The following is an 18,797-nucleotide window of genomic DNA, read 5'->3' as shown; positions in this document are numbered from 1 at the left end:
GATGACCTGCATCATTATCTGCTGCATTACCTGCTGATTTATCAAGCGGGCCGGTTTCTTTCGTTTTCATCCCTGAGACAAGTTGCTAAGCCCGCGCCAACGCGCAAGCACATGCTGTTTCTGAGGAGCCCGACCGATGACGACGATCAAGCTGCACAACACACGGACGCGGACGAAGGAAGACTTCGCTCCGATCGACCCTGAAAATGTGCGGATGTATGTCTGTGGTCCGACGGTCTATGACCGCGCGCATCTGGGCAACGCCCGCCCGGTGGTGGTGTTTGATGTGCTGTACCGCCTGCTGCGTCATGTCTATGGCGCGGATCACGTGACTTATGTGCGCAATTTCACCGACGTCGACGACAAGATCAACGCCACCGCGCTGGCGCGTAAAAAGGCGGGCGCGGAAGGCTCGTTAGAGCAGTTGGTACAGGAACGATCTGACGAAACCATCGGCTGGTATCTGCACGATATGGGCGCTTTGGGAACTCTTGAACCCAACGAGATGCCGCGTGCGACCCAATACATTGACCAGATGATTGCAATGATCGAGGATCTGATCGTTAAGGGCCATGCCTATGCCGCCGAGGGCCACGTGCTGTTTGCCGTCGACAGTTGGAAAGAGGGCTATGGCAAGCTGTCGGGCCGCTCGGTCGATGACATGATCGCAGGCGCTCGGGTCGAGGTGGCACCCTACAAAAAGAACCCGATGGATTTCGTGTTGTGGAAGCCGTCAACCGACGAACTGCCGGGTTGGGACAGCCCGTGGGGTCGGGGGCGTCCTGGTTGGCACATTGAATGCTCGGCCATGAGCTATGAGTTGCTGGGCGAGAGCTTTGACATTCACGGCGGCGGCAACGACCTGATGTTCCCGCACCACGAGAACGAGATCGCCCAAAGCTGCTGCGCGCACCCGCAAGGTGAGTTTGCGCGGGTTTGGCTGCACAATGAGATGCTGCAGGTCGAAGGGAAGAAAATGTCCAAATCGCTGGGCAATTTCTTCACCGTGCACGATCTGTTGGAACAAGGCGTGCCGGGTGAGGTGATCCGGTTTGTGTTTCTGCAGACCCATTACCGCAAGCCGATGGACTGGACCGAGAAAAAGGCGCGTGAGGCCGAAGCGACGTTGCGCAAGTGGCGGGCGTTGACAGCGGGCGTCGAGCCCGCCGCCAGCGCGGCACCTGCGGTGGTGGTGGCACTGAGCGATGATCTGAACACTGCAGGTGCAATGACCGAGTTGTACCGTCTTGCATCGGACGGTGACGCAGAGGGTCTGTTGGCGAGCGCGCAGTTGCTGGGGCTGTTGCTGCCAGAGATGGGCGCGTGGGCGGATACGGCATCTGTTGACTTGACTGCACATGCTGACCGTTTGGCCAACGCACGGGCGTCCGCCATGCAGAACAAGGACTTCTCGGAAGTTGACCGCCTCAAGGCCGCGTATATCGCGGCAGGGCTTGAAGTGCGCATGAGCAAGGAAGGTGTGGAACTGGTGCCCGGTGCCGGGTTTGATGCCTCCAAGTTGGAGGAGGTCTTATGACCAAAGAACGCCTCTACCTCTACGACACCACCCTGCGCGATGGGCAACAAACGCAGGGCGTTCAGTTCTCCACCGCCGAAAAGGTGCAGATCGCTCAGGCTCTGGATACTTTGGGAGTGGATTATATCGAAGGCGGCTGGCCCGGTGCGAACCCCACCGACAGCGCGTTTTTCGAGGTTGCACCGAAGACCTCAGCCCGTCTGACGGCGTTTGGAATGACCAAGCGGGCAGGGCGCTCGGCCGAGAATGATGATGTGCTTGCAGCCGTGATGAATGCGGGCACGCAGGCCGTCTGTCTGGTGGGCAAATCGCACGATTATCACGTGACCCATGCGCTGGGGATCTCGCTTGAGGACAATGTCGAGAACGTCCGTGCCTCGGTCGCACATATCGTGGCGCAGGGTCGCGAAGCGCTGTTTGATGCCGAACATTTCTTTGACGGCTACAAGGACAACCCGGATTATGCGGTCGCGGTCTGCCGCGCCGCGCTGGACGCTGGCGCGCGTTGGGTGGTCCTTTGCGACACAAATGGAGGCGCTTTGCCGTCGGACGTTGGGCGGATCGTATCAGACGTGATCGCAGCAGGTCTGCCCGGTGATCGGTTGGGTATTCACACACATAACGACACCGAGAACGCGGTGGCCTGTTCCCTGGCGGCCGTAGAAGCAGGTGCGCGCCAAATTCAGGGCACCCTGAACGGTTTGGGCGAGCGTTGCGGGAATGCCAACCTAACCGCTTTGATCCCGACGCTGCTGCTGAAGGAACCCTATGCTTCGCAGTTTGAAACCGGCGTCAGCCTGGATGCTCTGGCGGGGCTGACCCGTATCAGCCGGATGTTGGATGACGTTCTGAACCGGGTTCCCAGCAAGCAGGCGGCCTATGTGGGGGCGTCTGCCTTTGCGCATAAGGCCGGACTGCATGCCAGTGCGATCCTCAAGGACCCATCGACCTATGAACATGTCGAGCCTGCAAGTGTGGGCAACTCACGCATCATTCCAATGTCGAACCAGGCCGGGCAGTCGAACCTGCGCAAACGTCTGACCGAAGCCGGGTTGAGCGTCGAGGCGGGTGATCCCGCGCTCGGTCGGATCCTTGAACGGATCAAACTGCGTGAAGCGGATGGGTATTCCTATGATACTGCGCAAGCCAGTTTCGAACTGTTGGCGCGGGACGAGCTGGGACAACTGCCCGAGTTCTTTGAAGTCAAACGCTACAAGGTCACGGTTGAGCGGCGGAAGAACAAGTACAACAAGATGGTCAGCCTGTCCGAGGCTGTTGTTGTCGTGAAAGTGGACGGTGAAAAGAAGCTGTCCGTCAGCGAGTCCATGGACGATTCCGGCAGTGACCGGGGGCCTGTGAACGCTCTGGCCAAAGCCTTGGCCAAAGATTTGGGGCGGTATTCGCAAGTCCTGTCAGATATGCGACTGGTCGACTTCAAGGTGCGGATCACACAAGGCGGGACCGAAGCGGTCACGCGTGTCATCATCGACAGCGAAGACGGGCAGGGGCGGCACTGGTCTACCGTGGGCGTCAGCGCGAACATAGTCGATGCATCGTTCGAGGCTTTGCTGGATGCGATTCAGTGGAAACTGGTGCGCGATTGCGATCCGCAGAAGGCAGCAGCTGAGTGAGCGCGGTCTTTGACGACGACGTCAAAGCCTGTGCCGCGCTGGTGCAACGGGCTGATCCTGACCGGTTCCGTGCCGCAATGGCAGCCCCGGTGGCGGCCCGTGCCGTTCTGTTCCCGTTATACGCGTTGAACGTCGAAGTGGCGCGCGCGCCCTGGGTCACGCAAGAACCGATGATTGCCGAGATGCGGCTGCAATGGTGGCGCGACGCTTTGCAAGAGATTGCCGAAGGCGCCACTGTGCGACGGCATGAAGTTGTAACGCCCTTATCGCGTGTGCTTTCGCCTCATCTGGCCGGTGTTCTGGATGAATATGTGGCTGTAAGGCGTTGGGATATTTATCGGGATCCGTTTGAAGGCCAGGAACACTTTGACGCTTATATCAACCATAGCGCGGGGTCTTTGTTTGTGGCCTCTGCTCAAGCGCTGGGTGTCGCGGACGAGGATGTGTTGCGCGATTTTGGTTATGCCGTTGGTGTTGCAAACTGGCTTCGCGCGACCCCCGAGCTGGAAAACAGGGGTCGGATACCTTTGTTGGACGGCACCCCGGAAGGTGTGCAAACCCTTGCGCAATCTGCGCTGGAGCGTCTTAACAAGGCCCGGGCAAACCGGGTTGCGATCTCTGTCGAAGCCCGTCCAGCGCTTGCGGCAGGGTGGTTGGCTGAATGGGCGTTGAAAGAGGCTGTTGCGCGGCCTGAACGTGTTGCTTCTGGCAGTTTGATACCGGGCGAAATGCGGCAACGCTTGTCCCTGATGTGGACGGTCAGCAGTGGGCGCTGGTGATCAGGCCCGTTCCGGGTCGGCGGGACGCAGCACCAGCCACAGCAACGCGCCACCCGCTAATGTTAGCAACGGAACCATGGCCAGGTTAACCGCTGTCCAGCCTTCGATCGCAGAGCCGCCCGAGCAGTTCATCAACCCGCCTGAGGCCAGCGAGGCCAATGTGACACCTCCGAAAACCAGCAGGTCGTTCAGGCCCTGCATCCGGCCACGCTCTTGCGGGTCATGCGAATCTGCCAGCATCGTCGTTGCGCCGATAAAGCCAAAGTTCCACCCAATACCCAGCAGAACAAGCGCGAGGAAGAAGTTCCCAAGTTCAACCCCTTGCAAGGCAACAACCCCGGCGCTTGCTAAAATGGCAAGGCCTAGTGCCACGATCTTCTCTACCCCGAAGCGGGCGATCAGATGGCCGGTAAAGAAACTAGGGATGTACATGGCCAACACGTGGCTTGTAACGATATCCGCTGCGTCGTTGGCCGAGAATCCGCACCCAACGACGGCCAGCGGGGTCGAGGTCATTACAAGATTCATCAGGGCGTAAGACACCATCGCACAGATGACCGCGACTGCGATACGTGGTGTTTTCAGCAACTCAAGCCGTGAACGTCCTTTGGGCTCGTTCTCTGTGGGTTTTGGTGGTGTTGGGATGTCGAGAAAGAAGAACAGGCCAGAGCCCAGAACGTTAATCCCAATCACAGCCAGATAGGTGCCCAGAAACGGAATGACATAGGCCTGAGAGGTGAGTTTCACGATTTGTGGGCCGATAATCGCCGCAGCCAGTCCCCCGGCCATCACGTATGAAATGGCCTTAGGGCGGTACGCGTCTGACGCTGTGTCCGCCGCAGCGAACCTATAGAACCCGTGTGCGCTCATGTAGATACCTGTCAGCAGGCTGCCAACAAGGAAGATAGGGAAAGAGCCAAGGAACAAGCCGTAAGCTCCGATCAGCCCACCTAACGCGCCAGCGGTTGCTCCAACAAGGAATCCGGCACGACGGCCCCAGCGCTGCATGATCGCCGAGATCGGCGTGGCCGCTAGCATGGAACCCAGAACAATCAAGGAAATGGGCAATGTCGCAAGGCAAGGGTTTGAGGCCAGCGACTGGCCTGCCAGCCCCCCGACAATGAACATCATGGGCATCTGTGCACCCAGAATGGCCTGTGCGGCCACCAAAACAGCTACGTTGCGCTTGGCCTGACGGTCGTCTGGAAGGGCTGAGGTCATTGTCATGGGCGAATGGTTATCGGCTAAGCCTTTGGGGTACAAGCGGCTTGCATCTGCGGCACATGCGCCTAACGTGCCCATGAACACCGAGCAGGGAGGCCGCATGTCCGTAGGCCGCATCATCGAAACGCCAGATTGCGTGGCCGAAGGCGCCGAATGGCTGGCGCAAACTTGCCCGCGCATGGCCTATGCCATCGAACAAACTGGCCCTTTGCCTCTGCGCCGCCGCCCCGATGGTTTCGCACAACTGCTCAGCGCTATTGTCAGCCAGCAGGTCAGCGTAGCTGCCGCGCGTGCAATCTGGAAACGGTTGCAGGACGCGAAACTGACCGGTCCACGCAAGATTATGTGGGCCACAGATGAAGATCTGCGCGCCGTGGGTCTAAGCCGTCAGAAGATCCGCTATGCACGGGCGTTGGCTGAGGCGCGCATTGACTTCAAAGCATTGCGCGACGCGCCTGACGACGAGGTGGTTAAAACTTTGACGCAGGTGTCCGGGATCGGCGTCTGGACGGCCGAGATTTATGCGATGTTTTCCCTGGGCCGCGCCGACGTGATCGCACCCGGTGATCTGGCGCTGCAAGAGGCCGCGCGTGTCCTCTATGACCTGCCCAAACGCCCGACGGACAAGGAACTGCGCCAAATGGCCGAAGCGTGGTCGCCGTGGCGCTCGGTTGCGGCGCGGGTGCTGTGGGCCTATTACCGGGTTGATAAACAAAGAGAAGGGATCAGATGACACGGGTTTTGAATGCGCTGAGGAAAGAGCCTGTTTCGGGTGACACGCGATCAGTCGTGGTGTTCGTGCATGGCTATGGCGCAAACGGCGCCGACCTGCTGGGGTTGGCCGATCCGTTGGGCGAGCATTTGCCCGATACTCTGTTTGTAGCCCCAGATGCACCCGAGCAGATTCCGGGGATGCCGAACGGCTTTCAGTGGTTCCCGATTCCTTGGATCGATGGGTCGTCCGAAGAAGAGTCGCGCCGGGGTATGGAAATGGCGGTTGAGGACTTCAACGCCTTTCTGGACGCCCTGATGGTGGACGAAGATGTACTGCCCGAGCAGGTTGTGCTGTTTGGCTTCAGCCAGGGCACTATGATGAGCCTGCACGTTGCGCCGCGCCGCGAAGACCCCGTGGCTGGGATCGTCGCCTTTTCTGGCCGGTTGTTGGAACCCGATCTTCTGCCCGACGAAACTGTCAGCCGGATGCCGGTCCTGCTTGTGCATGGTGATGCGGACGACGTCGTGCCACCGCAATCGCTGCCCGAGGCCGCTGAAGCCCTGCAGGCTTCGGATTTCAAAGAGATATACGCGCATGTCATGAAAGGCACCGGCCATGGCATTGCCCCCGATGGTTTGAGCGTCGCGCTGGCTTTCATGCGCGACAAGCTGAGCCTTTAACTTTACCATCCAGATCAGCGGAACGCCTTGGTGTTCCGTGCAAGATCAAGACCAAAGATGCGCTTCGGCAAACTCGATCGAGTTTCCCGCCGGGTCGCGCACGTACAAAGACCGTGCACCGCCGGGCCAGTCAAACTCGGCATCCACGGGGATGTTCCAATCCAGCAGGTGTTTGCGCATCACTGTGATTTCATCGCGTGACAAAACAAGACACACATGTCCGGGGCCGCGCGCACCATGAGGTGGGACAGGCATGTCAGGGTTGAGGGGCGGCTGTTCTGTTTGGTTGGGGTTAAAGATAAGCAGAACAGATCCGCCGATGCGGTAAAATACATGGCGGTTGTTGATGCACTGAATACGCTCAAGCCCTAAAACCTCGCTATAAAACTGTTCCGCCGCATCCAGATTGTCTGCGTAAAGCGCGGCCTCCAGAATGGCCGAAGGGGCCGGGATATCTGGCGTGAGTTTCATGCCCCAAGTATAACAGAAAAGGGCGGGTTTTGTCACCGGCGCGGACGTCGGTCACGTTTGCGTTGCGGAGCGGTGTTCAAGGTGGGCATCGGCAGGCTGTCCCATTGACCGGGCCCCAGATCATCCAGTGTCCAGTCTCCGATACGATAGCGGATCAGGCGCAGGGTTGGCAGACCCACTGCCGCCGTCATGCGCCGCACCTGCCGGTTCTTGCCCTCTCGGATGGTCAGTTCCAGCCAACTGTCGGGTACGCTTTTTCGTTCCCGGATAGGTGGGATGCGAGGCCAGAGCCCCTCGGGCTCATCAATCTGCCGTACCTTTGCGGGGCGCGTCTGGCCGTCCTTCAACTCAACCCCGTTCCGTAACGCTTTCAAGGCGGCCTCATCAGGGATGCCTTCGACCTGAACCCAATAGGTCTTTGCCATCTTGTGCTTTGGATCTGATATCTGAGCCTGCAGTTTTCCGTGATCAGTCAGCAGCATCAAACCTTCGCTGTCACGATCCAAACGACCAGCGGGATAAACGCCAGGCAGGTCGATGAAATCGGACAGCGTGCTGCGCGGGCTTTCGGCATCGGCGCGGTCGGTAAACTGCGGCAGCACGTCATATGGTTTGTTGAAGCGAATGAACCAAGACATGACCCGCCCATAGCCCGAAGGACGCACCCGGTGCAAGTTGTGGATAACTGTCATGTGACTGTCACAGATTCGGCTTACCCAGTCTGCGACATATTGTGGAAAATCAGGGCTTGTCAGAGTTTTAACACGATATATAGTTATCTTAAGGCCGGGGCGGGTGCTCTCCGCTCTGGTGTCACAAACGGGCAGCCGAGAGCGAGGAGCGATTCTGTGATGGACGGAGATTTCAGGACCGAATTTGTAAGAGAGCCGGGTATGCTCAAACAACACCCGGCCCTGGTTTTGAACGCCGATTACCGCCCCTTGTCCTACTACCCGCTGTCATTGTGGCCCTGGCAAGAGGCGATCAAAGCGGCCTGGCTGGATCGGGTCGACATCGTGGCCGAATATGACGAGGTCGTCCGAAGCCCGAGCACCGAGATCCGAATACCCTCGGTCGTTGTTTTGAAAGACTATGTAAAACCCAGAAAGCGCGTGGCCTTTACGCGCTTTAATTTATTTTTGCGGGATGAATTCCGCTGCCAGTACTGCGGCAGCCGCGATAACCTGACATTTGACCACGTGGTCCCACGCGCGGCAGGCGGCGTGACCAGCTGGCAGAACGTGGTGGCAGCATGCAGCCCGTGCAATCTGCGCAAAGGGTCCAAATCGCTGCGTCAGGCGGGGATGACATTGCGCAAACCGCCGCGTCAGCCTGATGCTGAGGCTCTGCGCAATATCGGTCGGAAGTTCCCGCCCAACCACCTGCACGAAAGCTGGATCGACTTCCTGTATTGGGATGCGGAACTGGACGAGTTTTAAGCGCGTGCCCGCCAGGCCGCGATCCAGATCAGCATCAGCACTGCCGAAGCGATGGCGTTCCACCCTGCCATCGAGATACCGAACATCTCCCACGGAATATCGTCGCATCGCACCAGCGGCGCGTTCATGATCTGATCGAACAGGTCATCGGTGCTCAGCCCGCTGATATCGCCCGAGGTGCAGCTGCTGGGGCCTTCCCACCAGCCTTGTTCGACGCCAGCGTGAAAAACGCCGATGGCCGCGGTTGTTGCAGCCGCAGCTGCACCCAGCAACGGCAGGATACTAAATCTTGGCAATGCCAGCGCGACCGCACCGATCGCGATAGCCACTGCGTGCGGGTAGCGCTGCCAGATGCACATCTTGCACGGTGCAAGCCCGCCCAAATGCTGAAAGCCGAACGCCGCCAATAAAAGGGCTGCTGAGCCAATCGTGGCCAGAGCCACAAGTCGGGATTGTTTTGTCATAAATATTTAACCGCCACGAACCCGCCAAAGAGTAGGATGATGAATAGCGTGAACATAAGACCCAGACGCTTTTCGATAAAGTCCCGGATCGGTTCGCCAAAGCCCCAAAGCAGGCCGGCAACCAGAAAGAATCGCATGGCACGCGCCAGAATCGATGTGGCGATGAAGGTGCCCAGCGGCATTCCGGTCCAGCCGGACATGATGGTGATGACCTTGTAGGGGAAGGGCGTTACGCCTGCGGCCAGCACCGCCCAGAAGCCGAAATCGTTGAAACGCGTGTTGAACTCTTCCATCGCGTGCGCCTTGCCCATGGATTCCAGAATGGGCTGGCCGATGCTTTCATAGAAAAACGCTCCAATCGCATATCCCAGCATCCCGCCCAACACCGAAGCCACCAACGCGACGGTCGCAATCAACCAGGCGCGCGATGGACGCGCTAGAATCATCGGAATCATCAGGACGTCAGGAGGAATCGGAAAAAACGAGCTTTCGATAAAGGCGACGATGGCCAAGGCCCACAGGGCATGAGGGTGTTCGGCCAGACGAATGGTCCAGTCATAAAGCGATCGTAACATATACAGTACTCAAATCCCGTTTAGCGGCCCCAAGAAGGCAAACCATGCACCTGACGGACCGTCAACCGCCCAGATTGAAACAAATGGAATATGGGATGTTTTTTGCCTCTGGACCTTCCCGCGCTTGGGCGCTAATCCAGTGTCGGTGGCCCAAGTGGCGGAATGGTAGACGCAGGGGATTCAAAATCCCCCGCCTTCACGGGCGTGAGAGTTCGAGTCTCTCCTTGGGCACCACATTTTCTTTTAACCTGCTATTTGTTTCTCGTGATCAGATAGTTGCGTCGCTTTGTTGTCATGGCTTTTGATGCGCTGCCTTGAAACGCGCGATTGATCTGCCTTGCGAAAACTTGAGTGCAAAAAACGAAGCGGCAACGATTTGGTGTGGTTTTCTTCAACGCCTAAAATCTGAGCGGTCCAAGAAAACGAGTCAGGGGAAAAGGGAAACAATTACGGCGCTGCGCTTCAATTGTTCACCGCATGTTTTTAACTTCATGGCCAAAGGCGAAGCCGGACATATGCCTCAAACCTTGTTCTGATACCATTTCAGAACAAACACCCGAATGGCCGAAGCAAGGCCAGTTTCAGGATCGCGTTCAACATCAATTTCAGCGGCCAAAACATTGATCGGAATACTTTTTTCAGCAGCTATGTCGCGGAAAGCTCGCCAGAATTCATCTTCAAGCGACACGGATGTTCGGTGACCCTTGAGTGTCAGAGAGCGTTTGATTGGGCGGCCGCTCATTCGTCTAACTCGCGCTTGTCGAGTTCGCGCTTCAGCTTGTCCCGTTCGAACTTGACGATTTCTTTCTCGGCCTTGGTGCGTCCGAAAGCGACAGCATTCTGATCCGCGCGGGCTTTCTTTTCAGCCCGCGCTTTTTCTTTACGATACCGGTTCAGGTTAACCGGCTTGCCCATCAGTCTTTTGGACCAATCATCTGCTCGGGGCGGACGACGGCGTCAAAGGTTGCTTCGTCCACAAAGCCCAGCGCGATGGCTTCTTCCTTGAGGGTTGTGCCGTTCTTATGCGCCGTCTTGGCCACGGTGGTGGCGTTGTCGTAACCGATAGTCGGTGCCAGCGCTGTCACCAGCATCAGCGATTCCTTCATCAGCTTGTCTATGCGTGGCTCGTTGGCCTTGATTCCCATCAACATCCGCTCGGTAAAGCTGTCAGAGGCATCACCCAGCAGTTGGATCGATTGCAGCAAGTTGTAGGACATCATCGGGTTGTAGACGTTCAGCTCGAAATGACCTTGGCTGCCTGCGAAAGTCATCGCAGCGTTGTTGCCCATCACGTGGGCGGCGACTTGGGTCAACGCTTCGGCCTGTGTCGGGTTCACCTTGCCGGGCATGATCGACGAACCGGGTTCGTTCTCGGGCAAGATCAATTCGCCCAGACCCGACCGCGGGCCGGAGCCCAGGAAACGGATATCATTGGCGATTTTGTAGCAGCTGCCTGCAATCGTCGCCAAAGCACCGGACAGGAAGACCATGGCGTCATGGGCCGCCAATGCTTCGAACTTGTTTGGCGCGGTGACGAAGGGCAGGCCGGTAATATCGGCCATGTGGCCTGCGACGGCCTCGCCCCAACCGTGCTGGGTGTTCAGTCCTGTGCCAACAGCGGTACCGCCTTGCGCCAGTTCGTAAATCCCAGGCATCGCCGCGTGAACGCGGGCAATTCCCTGACGGATTTGATGAGCGTAACCGCTGAATTCCTGTCCCAGCGTCAGAGGCGTCGCGTCCTGCGTGTGGGTCCGACCGATCTTGATGATGTCTTTGAACTCTTCGGCCTTCTGCTCCAGTCCTGCGGCCAGTTTTTCAAGACCCGGAAGCAGCACGTCACGCACGCTGGTCGCGGTGGCCACATGCATGGCGGTGGGGAAGGTGTCGTTCGACGATTGACCCATATTGCAGTGATCGTTCGGATGCACCGGGTCTTTTGAGCCAATCACACCACCCAAAATTTCGATGGCGCGGTTTGCAATGACCTCGTTGGAGTTCATGTTTGATTGCGTGCCCGAGCCTGTCTGCCACACGACCAGCGGGAAATTGTCATCAAACTTGCCTTCGATCACTTCACCTGCGGCTTGGATGATTGCGTCGGCGATCTTGGCGTCCAGCTTGCCAATGGCCTTGTTCTGCATGGCGCAGGCTTTTTTGATCACGCCCAGCGCGCGTACGATAGCGACGGGCTGTTTTTCCCAGCCAATAGGGAAATTCATGATCGAACGCTGCGTTTGTGCGCCCCAATACTTGTCGGCAGGGACCTCTAGCGGGCCAAAGCTGTCGGATTCGGTGCGGGTCTGAGACATCTGTCACTCCGTCTGGTATGCAGTTGTATGCCGTTTAGCCGCAGCAAAGCCATGAAGCAATCGGCCAGTTGGGCGCACCTTAAACTCAGGCGTACCAAAGGTATAGGTGCCGGGGTGCGTCACTTTAATGAGAAAGAGATGGATTGTGCCATTGTGCGCAGCCCCCTCTGAGCTACAATAGAAAGGTGAATCCCGTGGAGGACAAAATGCCAAATTTCCATAGATTTGCACTAGCCAAAGCCGTCGCGGTCTTTGCGGTGTGCATGGTTTGGTTGTCCGTGTTCAGCGTGTCCGCGCGCGCGGCGGACATTGCGCCGTTTGTCGGGGATTACATTGGGTCTGCAAACGTTGTGGATGCTGATGGCACCTCTACCCCGCGGGATATGAGCGTTTCTATTTTCGAAACCGAAGACGGGTTTAATGTGAGCTGGCGTACCACAACCTATAAGCTGGACGGGCGAGTAAAGAACCAAAAGTTCTCAATCGACTTTGTGCCTTCGGGGCGTGGGGATTTGTTTTCAGCCGCAATGAAGCGCAATGTGTTTGGCCACGAAGTGCCGTTGGACCCGATGAAAGGGGAGCCTTTTGTTTGGGGTCGAATCGTTGGTGATACGTTGACAGTTTATTCCTTGTTCATTGATTTGGATGGCGGGTACGAATTGCAGCAATACGATCGTACGCTTGCAGAAGGCGGGTTGAACTTGTCGTTCTCTCGTTTCATCGAAGGTGTGAAATCACGGTCGGTCGAGACTTTCCTACAAAAGAAATAACCCCGCGCGTGGCGGGGTTGAGGTCTATTTGCGGAAGCTGTCCAGTGACACGACGTCTGCGTCGTGGTGTGGTTCTTCTTCTTCGACTTCAATCGTCTCTTCTGCGATATGATCGTCATCCATATCGTCCTCAGGGCTCTCAAAGCGCAGGCCGAACTCCACAGAGGGGTCAACAAACGTCTTGATCGCGGCGTAGGGGATATAAAGCGGTTCGGGCGCATCACCGAAATTCAGAGTGATGGCAAAGCCGGTCTCACCAACCTCGAGGTTTTCGAACCAATGCTGCATGACAATCGTCATTTCTTCCGGATAACGTTCGCGCAACCAGTCGGCGATATCCACACCGTCCTCGCGCGTGTCGAAGGTAATGAAGAAATGATGTGCACCGGGTAATCCGGTTTCGGAAACATCTGTCAGCACTTTCTTGATAAGCCCGCGCATGGCGGAGTGCATCAGGTTGCCGTAATCGATGCCTTGCGACATGTGTGATCCTCAAAAGTGGTTATGCCCAGCATAGGGCTTTTGTTCGGAAACGAAAGAGCGGGTATGACCGGATTGATCAGATATTGTGTGCGGCCAGCCCAGCGATGGACATCAGGGCCAACACCGTGCCCATCCCCAATTTTAGTCGAAATATCAAGACCCCAGCCAGAGCGGTTAAGCCCAACGCAGCAAAATTTAACTGGGAAAGCTGTGGGGCAGGTATTGCTAGCGGCCCCCAGGATATGTTCGGCACTGATTCGAATAGAACGTTCAGGGCGAACCACACGGAAAGGTTGAGAATCACGCCGACAACAGCGGCGGTGATGCCATTGAGGGCCGATGACAGGCGCGGGCGCGTGGCAAGCCGGTCCAGATACGGGGCGGCCAGGAAGATCCATAGAAAACAGGGCGCAAAAGTCGCCCAGAGCGCAACTGCACCGGCCGCCAACGCCAAGCTGAAGCCTCCGTTAAGTTCACCGGCAAGCATTGCAACAAATTGGGTGACAAGGATCAGGGGGCCGGGTGTCGTTTCCGCAAGACCCAATCCGTCGATCATTTGATCTGTGCTGATCCAGTGGTACTGATCCACAACCGTCTGCGTCATATAGGCCAGCACCGCATAAGCGCCGCCAAAGGTGACGACGGCCAGTCGCGCAAAGAACCAGCCCAAATCGCTGAGCAGTTGATGCCCGCTGAGGGTCAGCGCGAACAATGGTCCAAGCCAAAGCGGCAACCAGATAGCAACTGTTTTGAGTGATCGTTTCAGGTGCGATGGCTGAACTGGGCCAGGCGGTTCCGTTGGGCCACGAAACGTCGCATATCCCCAAAGCGCAGCGGCAAGAATGATCAAGGGAAAAGGCAGGTTCAGCAGAAAAATGGAAGCGAAAGACAGTGCGGCGATTATGCGGTGGTCTTTGTCCATTAAGGCTTTACGCGAGAGATTGCGCAGCGCCTGCAAGACGATCATAATAACCGTTGCTTTGATGCCAACAAAGGCGGATTGGACCAACGGAACATCGCCAAACGTGGAATATAGCGCGACCAATACCGCAATAACCAAAGCGCCGGGCAAGACAAACAAACTGCCGGCGATCAGCCCGCCTGTTACGCCGCGCAGGCGCCAACCGGCATAGGTGGCCAGTTGCATCGCCTCCGGACCCGGTAGCAACATGCAAAGTGACAGGGCGCGCAGGTAGGTCTGTTCATCAAGCCATGGTCGGCGCTCGACAAGTTCCTGATGCATCAGGGATATTTGCGCAGCCGGACCCCCAAAGGACAGCAGCCCGATCCTGCCAAAAACCCGGATGAGGTCTTTAATCGACGGCGTCATGGTCTTGCTCACGTCGCAAGATCCGAAATCTTTGACCCGATCCCGAAACTGGAGCCGTTGAAAACACTCAAGGCTATCGGGATCTGCTGTGTAGTATCGGGCGGCCAAGTCACAACATGAAATCCTGCAAGTGTCGAAAGATGCGAAACTTGCGGCACCGCCTTGGGTGTTCGCACTTGGACCCCATGGCGCTTGCTAACGTGCAAGCGCGATTGGGGTCAAGATTGGTTTGGGGTCAGGCCCAGTCCAGACGCTGCCCTGTCATGCACACGGGCAGGGTGTCGGATGGGAACTGGCCCAACTCTTCAAAGAACGAGATGAAATCAAAGTGATTATAGGCTTCAACCATCTTGTCGCCTTTGAACCGAGCCATCACCTGACCGGTGACCTCCAAAGGCGCGCCGTTATCGGCGCGGAAAGTGCGAACATTCAAAATGGCTGACACCCAATCCCCATTTTCAATGATCTTGGGCAGCTCGACCTTGATGTCGCCCAGAATATGGCGGAAAGCAGTGACCAGATCGCGGAAGTCATCAGCCCCGACCTGCATTTCGGGAATCAACCCTTCGGCCATTGTTTCAGGTGCAAAATACTGATCGATTGCCTCGGTGTTTCCGTGTTCCCAAACTTCGGAATACCACTTTCTGAGTATCTCTGAATTTGTCATTCCAGCTCTCCTGTCCAAGTGAGGGCACGATGACACTCAGAAATGAACAAACTCTGAATGCGCCCTAAAAAGGGAAATAACGTCAGACATTTCGGGGAATAATGCAGGTTTCTGTTGCCAGGTACCTGCGAACCCCGCCTTACGCGGCTAGGCGCAAGGGCTTAGATTTCGGTCTTGTTACTGCTTACGCAGCAACTGCAACCGGAGCACGATTGTCGTTTGCAATTGTACTAGTTTCGCCGATAACGGTGGCAGACAGCCGAGACAAAGCTAACCCCTTTAGACGTTCGTCGATCCTATTTCGGCCCCAAAATCCCCAAACGAAGGATGGTTGGTGGAGCCGCCGGGTACCGCCCCCGGGTCCGATCCGCTTATTACGAGCGCGTTTATGTCCATAGTCCCGAAGGACATCCCATATATAGGTGAGGAGATGGAGAGATGCAAACTCCGATTGCATCCAGATCTATGTAGTAACCCCAATTGGTTAAGTTGTCTTGTTAATGTTTGCAGCTATCAGCCAAACGGCTAGAACCAGCTCGATTCCCCCAAAGATCAACGCCTTGGTCAGAGGTGGGTTATCAAGTGCAATCGACACGAACCGGCCCAATGCCGCCCCAGCATAAACAACGCCCAGCATCACATAGGCCATCGGGTTATTCAGCCAGATCACGGCAAGTCCGGTGACGACAAACAGCCCTCCGACCGAGGCGCGCATCTCAGATAAGCCCATCGTGCTGTTGGTCGGGGCCAGATCAAGGGCCGACGCAGTGTGGGCCGGGGCCAGAAATCCAAACGCGCCGAACCCAACGGTCAGCAAGGCAGCGATGACGTTCAATGTTGTGACCATACCAGCCCCCTTGTGATTCAGGCCGCGTAGGCGGCGTCGAAGAAATCGCGTTCCAGTTCGACCGCACGATGGAACAAACGCGTGACCTCGGCCTGTTCTGCCGTATTCAGCGTTTGCCAAACCTTATCCAGCTGTCCACGCAGGTATTCGACCACGCTTTCGAATCCTTCACCTGCATGTAGCGTGATCCATTCGGCAAACCAGAAGGGCAGGTCGTCTTTGGGTGGGTTTTCCGGGCTGGCCCAGCTAAGGTAAACCCATTCTGCAACGACCAGCACCGCCAGCATGTTCTGATAACGGCCCGAGGCCACGGCCTCGGCCATCAGGTCCTGAAACGCCCGTGTGGCAGGGGCAGGCTGGGTGCTGGGTTCTGTGCCCAAAGCCTCCATCGCACGCAGGAAATAAGTGTTCTCGGGGCCTGTGATCACCGCGAGAAACTGAGCGGCAGGCACGCTGTCGCCCAGGGTCGGGGCATGCGCAATTGCACTTGCAAGCAGGCGCACAAAGCCGTCGACGAACTGATAATCCTGCAGAAGGTACCAGCGCATCTTGTCCTCGGGCAGGGTGCCGTCCGACAGTTCGCGCGTAAAGGCATGGGTGGTGGCGGCTTGCCAATCGTCACTTCTGCCGAGACGCAGCATTTCGGTTGGGCGGGTTTGGTCCTGCATTCGGAAGCTCCGTATTTGTCTTTCCGCAGACAAAGCGCGTTTCAAATCAAAGTACAAGATCAACCAAGCGCCGACCAAAGACCAAGACCGCCCACCAATATCAGACTTATCGCCCAGATGAGTTCGAGGTTAAACCAACTGCGCGACAGAACCTGCAGGCCCAGCCAGCAATAGACAGCAAAGGCCAGCAGACCGCCGCCCAGAACCATGGCAGCAGTGTGCAGCGCGGCGACGCCCAGAACCAGCAGGGTGTTTGTTGTCATGATCTGAGAAATCGCTTGATGGCCAGCATCCAGTTCATCTACGGCACACAGCCCCAGATAGATTGGAACCAGCATAAGCGCGGCCCCATGCGCGAGGGCCACAAGGAAGGACCAAAGAGCCAGCTTGCTGGGGGGAATCCGTGACAGGAAACGGGGGTGACGACGGGTGATCGCGATGTATAAACCCATCCCGATCACGATCAACGCGGCACCAATTCGGATTTCTTTCTGATAGTCGACCAGAACCGCCATCAGGGCGAAAGGCAGCAAGACCCCCAGCATGGCCACAAAATGCCCGCCTGCCAAAGCCGCCAGCGCTTGCCAGAGCGCAGACGGGCGTTGCTCCATCAAGGCGGAAGAAACAGCCAGCGGCCAGCCCATGCCCGGATTCAACCCGTGATAGGCGCCGCTGAGAACAACGGCCAGCCAGAGGCCAGCCGTTGATGTCATCAAGACCTCCAATTCAGACCGACGGGTAACAGAAGCTGTCGGTTGAACAGTCTCCGCCCTCTAACCTTATCTGATGGCTGCGATAGCCTTTGGGGAACTCCACCCAGAAATTCGGATCCAGCGTCAGCCCTCCGTTCTCTCCAACATCAGCCTTGACCATCGCCGCGCCGCGCTCGCCCGGATAGAACTGATCATCCCATGTGGAATAAAGCGAATTGGTCCAGTAGACGCGTTTTCCGTCACGGCTGATTTCAACCATTTGCGGACCATAGCCGAAATCCTGACCGTTCGGGTGCTTGGTTTTCTTGACGATACCACCAATCTCTACTTTGCCAGCCAGAGTCGGGTTCATTGGGTCCGAGACATCATATTGGTGCATCTCTCCGGTACCCCAGCAAGCAACATAGAGGTATTTGTCGTCGAGACTTAGGTCGATATCGGTGACCAATGGCGGAACAGCTGAAAAACCCTTGAGCAGGTCTGGCAGATCGTCCGGGTCGGCCGGTTGCGGATCGATTGTAATGGTTTTCTTGGCCTCGAATGTGCCGTCGTCATTGCGCCACCATGTAAAGATCGCACCTTGCAGATTGGTGGTATCGACAACAACCCCGCAGAACCCGTATTGCTTGATCGGATCATGGGCCGGGCGGATTTCCAGCGCCATCTGGTGATTTTCTCCCAGATCGATGGTTTGGATATTGGTCCGGTTGCGCAGGTTCCAGAAATGTATGCGATGGCCGTATTTATTCGACAGCAGGTCCTCAGCCACGATACCGTTCTCGAATTGCGGCGGCAGACCCCATTCGGAACTGACCATGTAGTCGCGCGGTAGATTCCACCAGAAATCATAGTGCTTGTCCTGCACGCCACGCTCGATCTCATAACGCCCGATGATCTCGAAGCTTTCGCAATCCATAATGAAGATGCCCGGAGGTCCGTCGGTACCATCCGCGCCACCGCCGCCCAGAGTACTGACATAGATGCCCTCAGGCCCGCAATGGATCGTATGCGGGCGTGAATATCCAGTCTTTGCAAAGACTTCTTCGGGTTCGATAATCTTGTGGATCTTCGCCTCAAGCGGGTTTTTGACGTCAATGACGTAAATCCTGCTGGACCGAATGCCGGGGATGATTAGATAACGTCGCTCTAGAAACGCGTGCCCGGTCAGCGGCGACAGGGCGGACGAACATGCATTCCAACCGAAATGGTGAAACTCATCACCTTTCTCAGGCATTATTACCTGATGCACGATCTTTCCGAAGTCGTCAGATGTCGGATCGACATTCACAACCGCCAGCCCGTCTGGTTGCGAAAAATCAGGGCTTAGCATCAAGGTGAAAGCAAGCGTTTCGGTGGGGCCCTCCATTGCCAGTTTGGCGGATGGATAAAAGGTTGGGTCCGGTCTTGTATTCATAACGTCCTCCCGTAAGTCATTGGTCTTCAATTCATATTGAGAGTTCCGGTCTTGTCGCCGGGTGACATTCTACCTGCTCGT

Annotated in this window: 22 protein-coding genes, 1 tRNA gene and 1 other RNA gene; 8 read left to right on the top strand and 16 right to left on the bottom strand. The window is 56.8% G+C overall.

Annotated features, from left to right (window positions below; all coding sequences use genetic code 11):
- Nucleotides 1-136: 136 nt before the first annotated feature.
- The 3 genes from cysS to GOV89_RS04720 are packed head-to-tail and all read left to right on the top strand — an operon-like array spanning nucleotide 137 to nucleotide 3,947.
- A complete protein-coding gene (gene cysS / locus GOV89_RS04730; RefSeq protein ID WP_171173853.1) occupies nucleotides 137-1,537 on the top strand; it encodes a cysteine--tRNA ligase in 1,401 nt (466 codons plus the stop codon).
- Nucleotides 1,534-3,168: a citramalate synthase gene (gene cimA, locus GOV89_RS04725; protein WP_171173855.1), complete on the top strand. Its 1,635-nt coding sequence runs from the start codon at nucleotides 1,534-1,536 to the stop codon at nucleotides 3,166-3,168. The genes cysS and cimA overlap by 4 nt, the downstream gene beginning before the upstream one ends.
- Entirely contained in the window at nucleotides 3,165-3,947 is a 783-nt protein-coding gene (locus GOV89_RS04720; RefSeq protein WP_171234332.1) for a squalene/phytoene synthase family protein, read from the top strand. Before cimA ends, GOV89_RS04720 begins: the two co-directional genes overlap by 4 nt.
- On the opposite strand, the gene GOV89_RS04715 is transcribed toward GOV89_RS04720, so the two are convergent.
- Nucleotides 3,948-5,174 (bottom strand): MFS transporter, encoded by a 1,227-nt coding sequence (locus GOV89_RS04715; RefSeq protein ID WP_171237625.1) that lies wholly within the window; start codon nucleotides 5,172-5,174, stop codon nucleotides 3,948-3,950.
- A 97-nt stretch (nucleotides 5,175-5,271) separates the two neighbouring features.
- Between GOV89_RS04715 and GOV89_RS04710 the strand changes: the two genes are divergently transcribed.
- Both GOV89_RS04710 and GOV89_RS04705 read left to right on the top strand, forming a co-directional pair.
- Complete coding sequence (locus GOV89_RS04710; RefSeq protein ID WP_171176158.1) at nucleotides 5,272-5,904, top strand: DNA-3-methyladenine glycosylase; 633 nt, start codon at nucleotides 5,272-5,274, stop codon at nucleotides 5,902-5,904.
- Entirely contained in the window at nucleotides 5,901-6,566 is a 666-nt protein-coding gene (locus tag GOV89_RS04705; protein ID WP_171237624.1) for an alpha/beta hydrolase, read from the top strand. The genes GOV89_RS04710 and GOV89_RS04705 overlap by 4 nt, the downstream gene beginning before the upstream one ends.
- A 45-nt stretch (nucleotides 6,567-6,611) precedes the next feature.
- Here GOV89_RS04705 and GOV89_RS04700 read toward each other — a convergent pair whose 3' ends face one another.
- Both GOV89_RS04700 and GOV89_RS04695 read right to left on the bottom strand, forming a co-directional pair.
- Nucleotides 6,612-7,037, bottom strand: a complete 426-nt coding sequence (locus tag GOV89_RS04700) for a VOC family protein (protein ID WP_171237623.1) — start codon at nucleotides 7,035-7,037, stop codon at nucleotides 6,612-6,614.
- Between the two features lie 32 nt (nucleotides 7,038-7,069).
- The gene (locus GOV89_RS04695) at nucleotides 7,070-7,675 is read right to left on the bottom strand and encodes an rRNA large subunit pseudouridine synthase E (RefSeq protein ID WP_171234570.1); all 606 of its coding nucleotides are present in this window, start codon (nucleotides 7,673-7,675) and stop codon (nucleotides 7,070-7,072) included.
- Nucleotides 7,676-7,888: 213 nt separating this feature from the next.
- On the opposite strand from GOV89_RS04695, the gene GOV89_RS04690 reads away from it, so the two are divergent.
- Nucleotides 7,889-8,476, top strand: coding sequence for an HNH endonuclease (locus tag GOV89_RS04690; RefSeq protein WP_171090203.1), 588 nt, complete (start codon nucleotides 7,889-7,891; stop codon nucleotides 8,474-8,476).
- Here GOV89_RS04690 and GOV89_RS04685 read toward each other — a convergent pair.
- On the bottom strand, nucleotides 8,473-8,940 hold the full coding sequence (locus GOV89_RS04685) for a disulfide bond formation protein B (RefSeq protein WP_171237622.1): 468 nt from the start codon (nucleotides 8,938-8,940) through the stop codon (nucleotides 8,473-8,475). The two genes, GOV89_RS04690 and GOV89_RS04685, sit on opposite strands and share 4 nt — an antisense overlap.
- Nucleotides 8,937-9,515 carry a YqaA family protein gene (locus GOV89_RS04680; protein WP_171090199.1) on the bottom strand — a complete coding sequence of 193 codons (579 nt, stop codon included), beginning with the start codon at nucleotides 9,513-9,515 and terminating at the stop codon, nucleotides 8,937-8,939. The genes GOV89_RS04685 and GOV89_RS04680 overlap by 4 nt, the downstream gene beginning before the upstream one ends.
- 148 nt (nucleotides 9,516-9,663) lie before the next feature.
- Between GOV89_RS04680 and GOV89_RS04675 the strand changes: the two genes are divergently transcribed.
- Nucleotides 9,664-9,749, top strand: a tRNA-Leu gene (locus GOV89_RS04675).
- 286 nt (nucleotides 9,750-10,035) lie between these two features.
- Here the strand turns inward: GOV89_RS04675 and GOV89_RS04670 are convergent.
- From GOV89_RS04670 to fumC, 3 genes are read right to left on the bottom strand one after another with little or no spacing between them, the layout of a single operon-like run.
- Nucleotides 10,036-10,257, bottom strand: a complete 222-nt coding sequence (locus GOV89_RS04670) for a ribbon-helix-helix domain-containing protein (protein WP_171237621.1) — start codon at nucleotides 10,255-10,257, stop codon at nucleotides 10,036-10,038.
- On the bottom strand, nucleotides 10,254-10,430 hold the full coding sequence (locus GOV89_RS04665; RefSeq protein ID WP_171173868.1) for a DUF4169 family protein: 177 nt from the start codon (nucleotides 10,428-10,430) through the stop codon (nucleotides 10,254-10,256). The genes GOV89_RS04670 and GOV89_RS04665 overlap by 4 nt, the downstream gene beginning before the upstream one ends.
- Nucleotides 10,430-11,824 (bottom strand): class II fumarate hydratase, encoded by a 1,395-nt coding sequence (gene fumC / locus GOV89_RS04660; RefSeq protein WP_171237620.1) that lies wholly within the window; start codon nucleotides 11,822-11,824, stop codon nucleotides 10,430-10,432. Before fumC ends, GOV89_RS04665 begins: the two co-directional genes overlap by 1 nt.
- Before the next feature lie 206 nt (nucleotides 11,825-12,030).
- Between fumC and GOV89_RS04655 the strand changes: the two genes are divergently transcribed.
- The gene (locus GOV89_RS04655) at nucleotides 12,031-12,594 is read left to right on the top strand and encodes a hypothetical protein (protein ID WP_171173872.1); all 564 of its coding nucleotides are present in this window, start codon (nucleotides 12,031-12,033) and stop codon (nucleotides 12,592-12,594) included.
- Between the two features lie 24 nt (nucleotides 12,595-12,618).
- Here the strand turns inward: GOV89_RS04655 and GOV89_RS04650 are convergent, their stop codons facing one another.
- From GOV89_RS04650 to GOV89_RS04615, 8 genes are all read right to left on the bottom strand, one after another.
- A complete protein-coding gene (locus GOV89_RS04650; protein WP_171173874.1) occupies nucleotides 12,619-13,077 on the bottom strand; it encodes an SspB family protein in 459 nt (152 codons plus the stop codon).
- Nucleotides 13,078-13,153: 76 nt separating this feature from the next.
- The gene (chrA, locus tag GOV89_RS04645) at nucleotides 13,154-14,407 is read right to left on the bottom strand and encodes a chromate efflux transporter (protein ID WP_171237841.1); all 1,254 of its coding nucleotides are present in this window, start codon (nucleotides 14,405-14,407) and stop codon (nucleotides 13,154-13,156) included.
- Between the two features lie 235 nt (nucleotides 14,408-14,642).
- On the bottom strand, nucleotides 14,643-15,074 hold the full coding sequence (locus GOV89_RS04640; RefSeq protein ID WP_171173876.1) for an ester cyclase: 432 nt from the start codon (nucleotides 15,072-15,074) through the stop codon (nucleotides 14,643-14,645).
- 100 nt (nucleotides 15,075-15,174) lie between these two features.
- Nucleotides 15,175-15,522, bottom strand: a transfer-messenger RNA (tmRNA) gene (gene ssrA / locus GOV89_RS04635).
- Between the two features lie 36 nt (nucleotides 15,523-15,558).
- Nucleotides 15,559-15,921, bottom strand: coding sequence for a DUF4345 family protein (locus GOV89_RS04630; protein WP_171173878.1), 363 nt, complete (start codon nucleotides 15,919-15,921; stop codon nucleotides 15,559-15,561).
- Nucleotides 15,922-15,938: 17 nt separating this feature from the next.
- Nucleotides 15,939-16,589: a TenA family protein gene (locus GOV89_RS04625; RefSeq protein WP_171237619.1), complete on the bottom strand. Its 651-nt coding sequence runs from the start codon at nucleotides 16,587-16,589 to the stop codon at nucleotides 15,939-15,941.
- Nucleotides 16,590-16,648: 59 nt separating this feature from the next.
- Entirely contained in the window at nucleotides 16,649-17,302 is a 654-nt protein-coding gene (locus GOV89_RS04620; RefSeq protein ID WP_171237618.1) for a hypothetical protein, read from the bottom strand.
- A gap of 13 nt (nucleotides 17,303-17,315) precedes the next feature.
- Nucleotides 17,316-18,716, bottom strand: a complete 1,401-nt coding sequence (locus GOV89_RS04615; protein WP_171173884.1) for a selenium-binding protein SBP56-related protein — start codon at nucleotides 18,714-18,716, stop codon at nucleotides 17,316-17,318.
- Between the last annotated feature and the right edge of the window lie 81 nt (nucleotides 18,717-18,797).

The organism is Ruegeria sp. HKCCA5763, from assembly GCF_013034545.1.
Taxonomy (GTDB): domain Bacteria; phylum Pseudomonadota; class Alphaproteobacteria; order Rhodobacterales; family Rhodobacteraceae; genus Ruegeria.
This window is presented reverse-complemented; position numbering and strand designations above follow the sequence as displayed.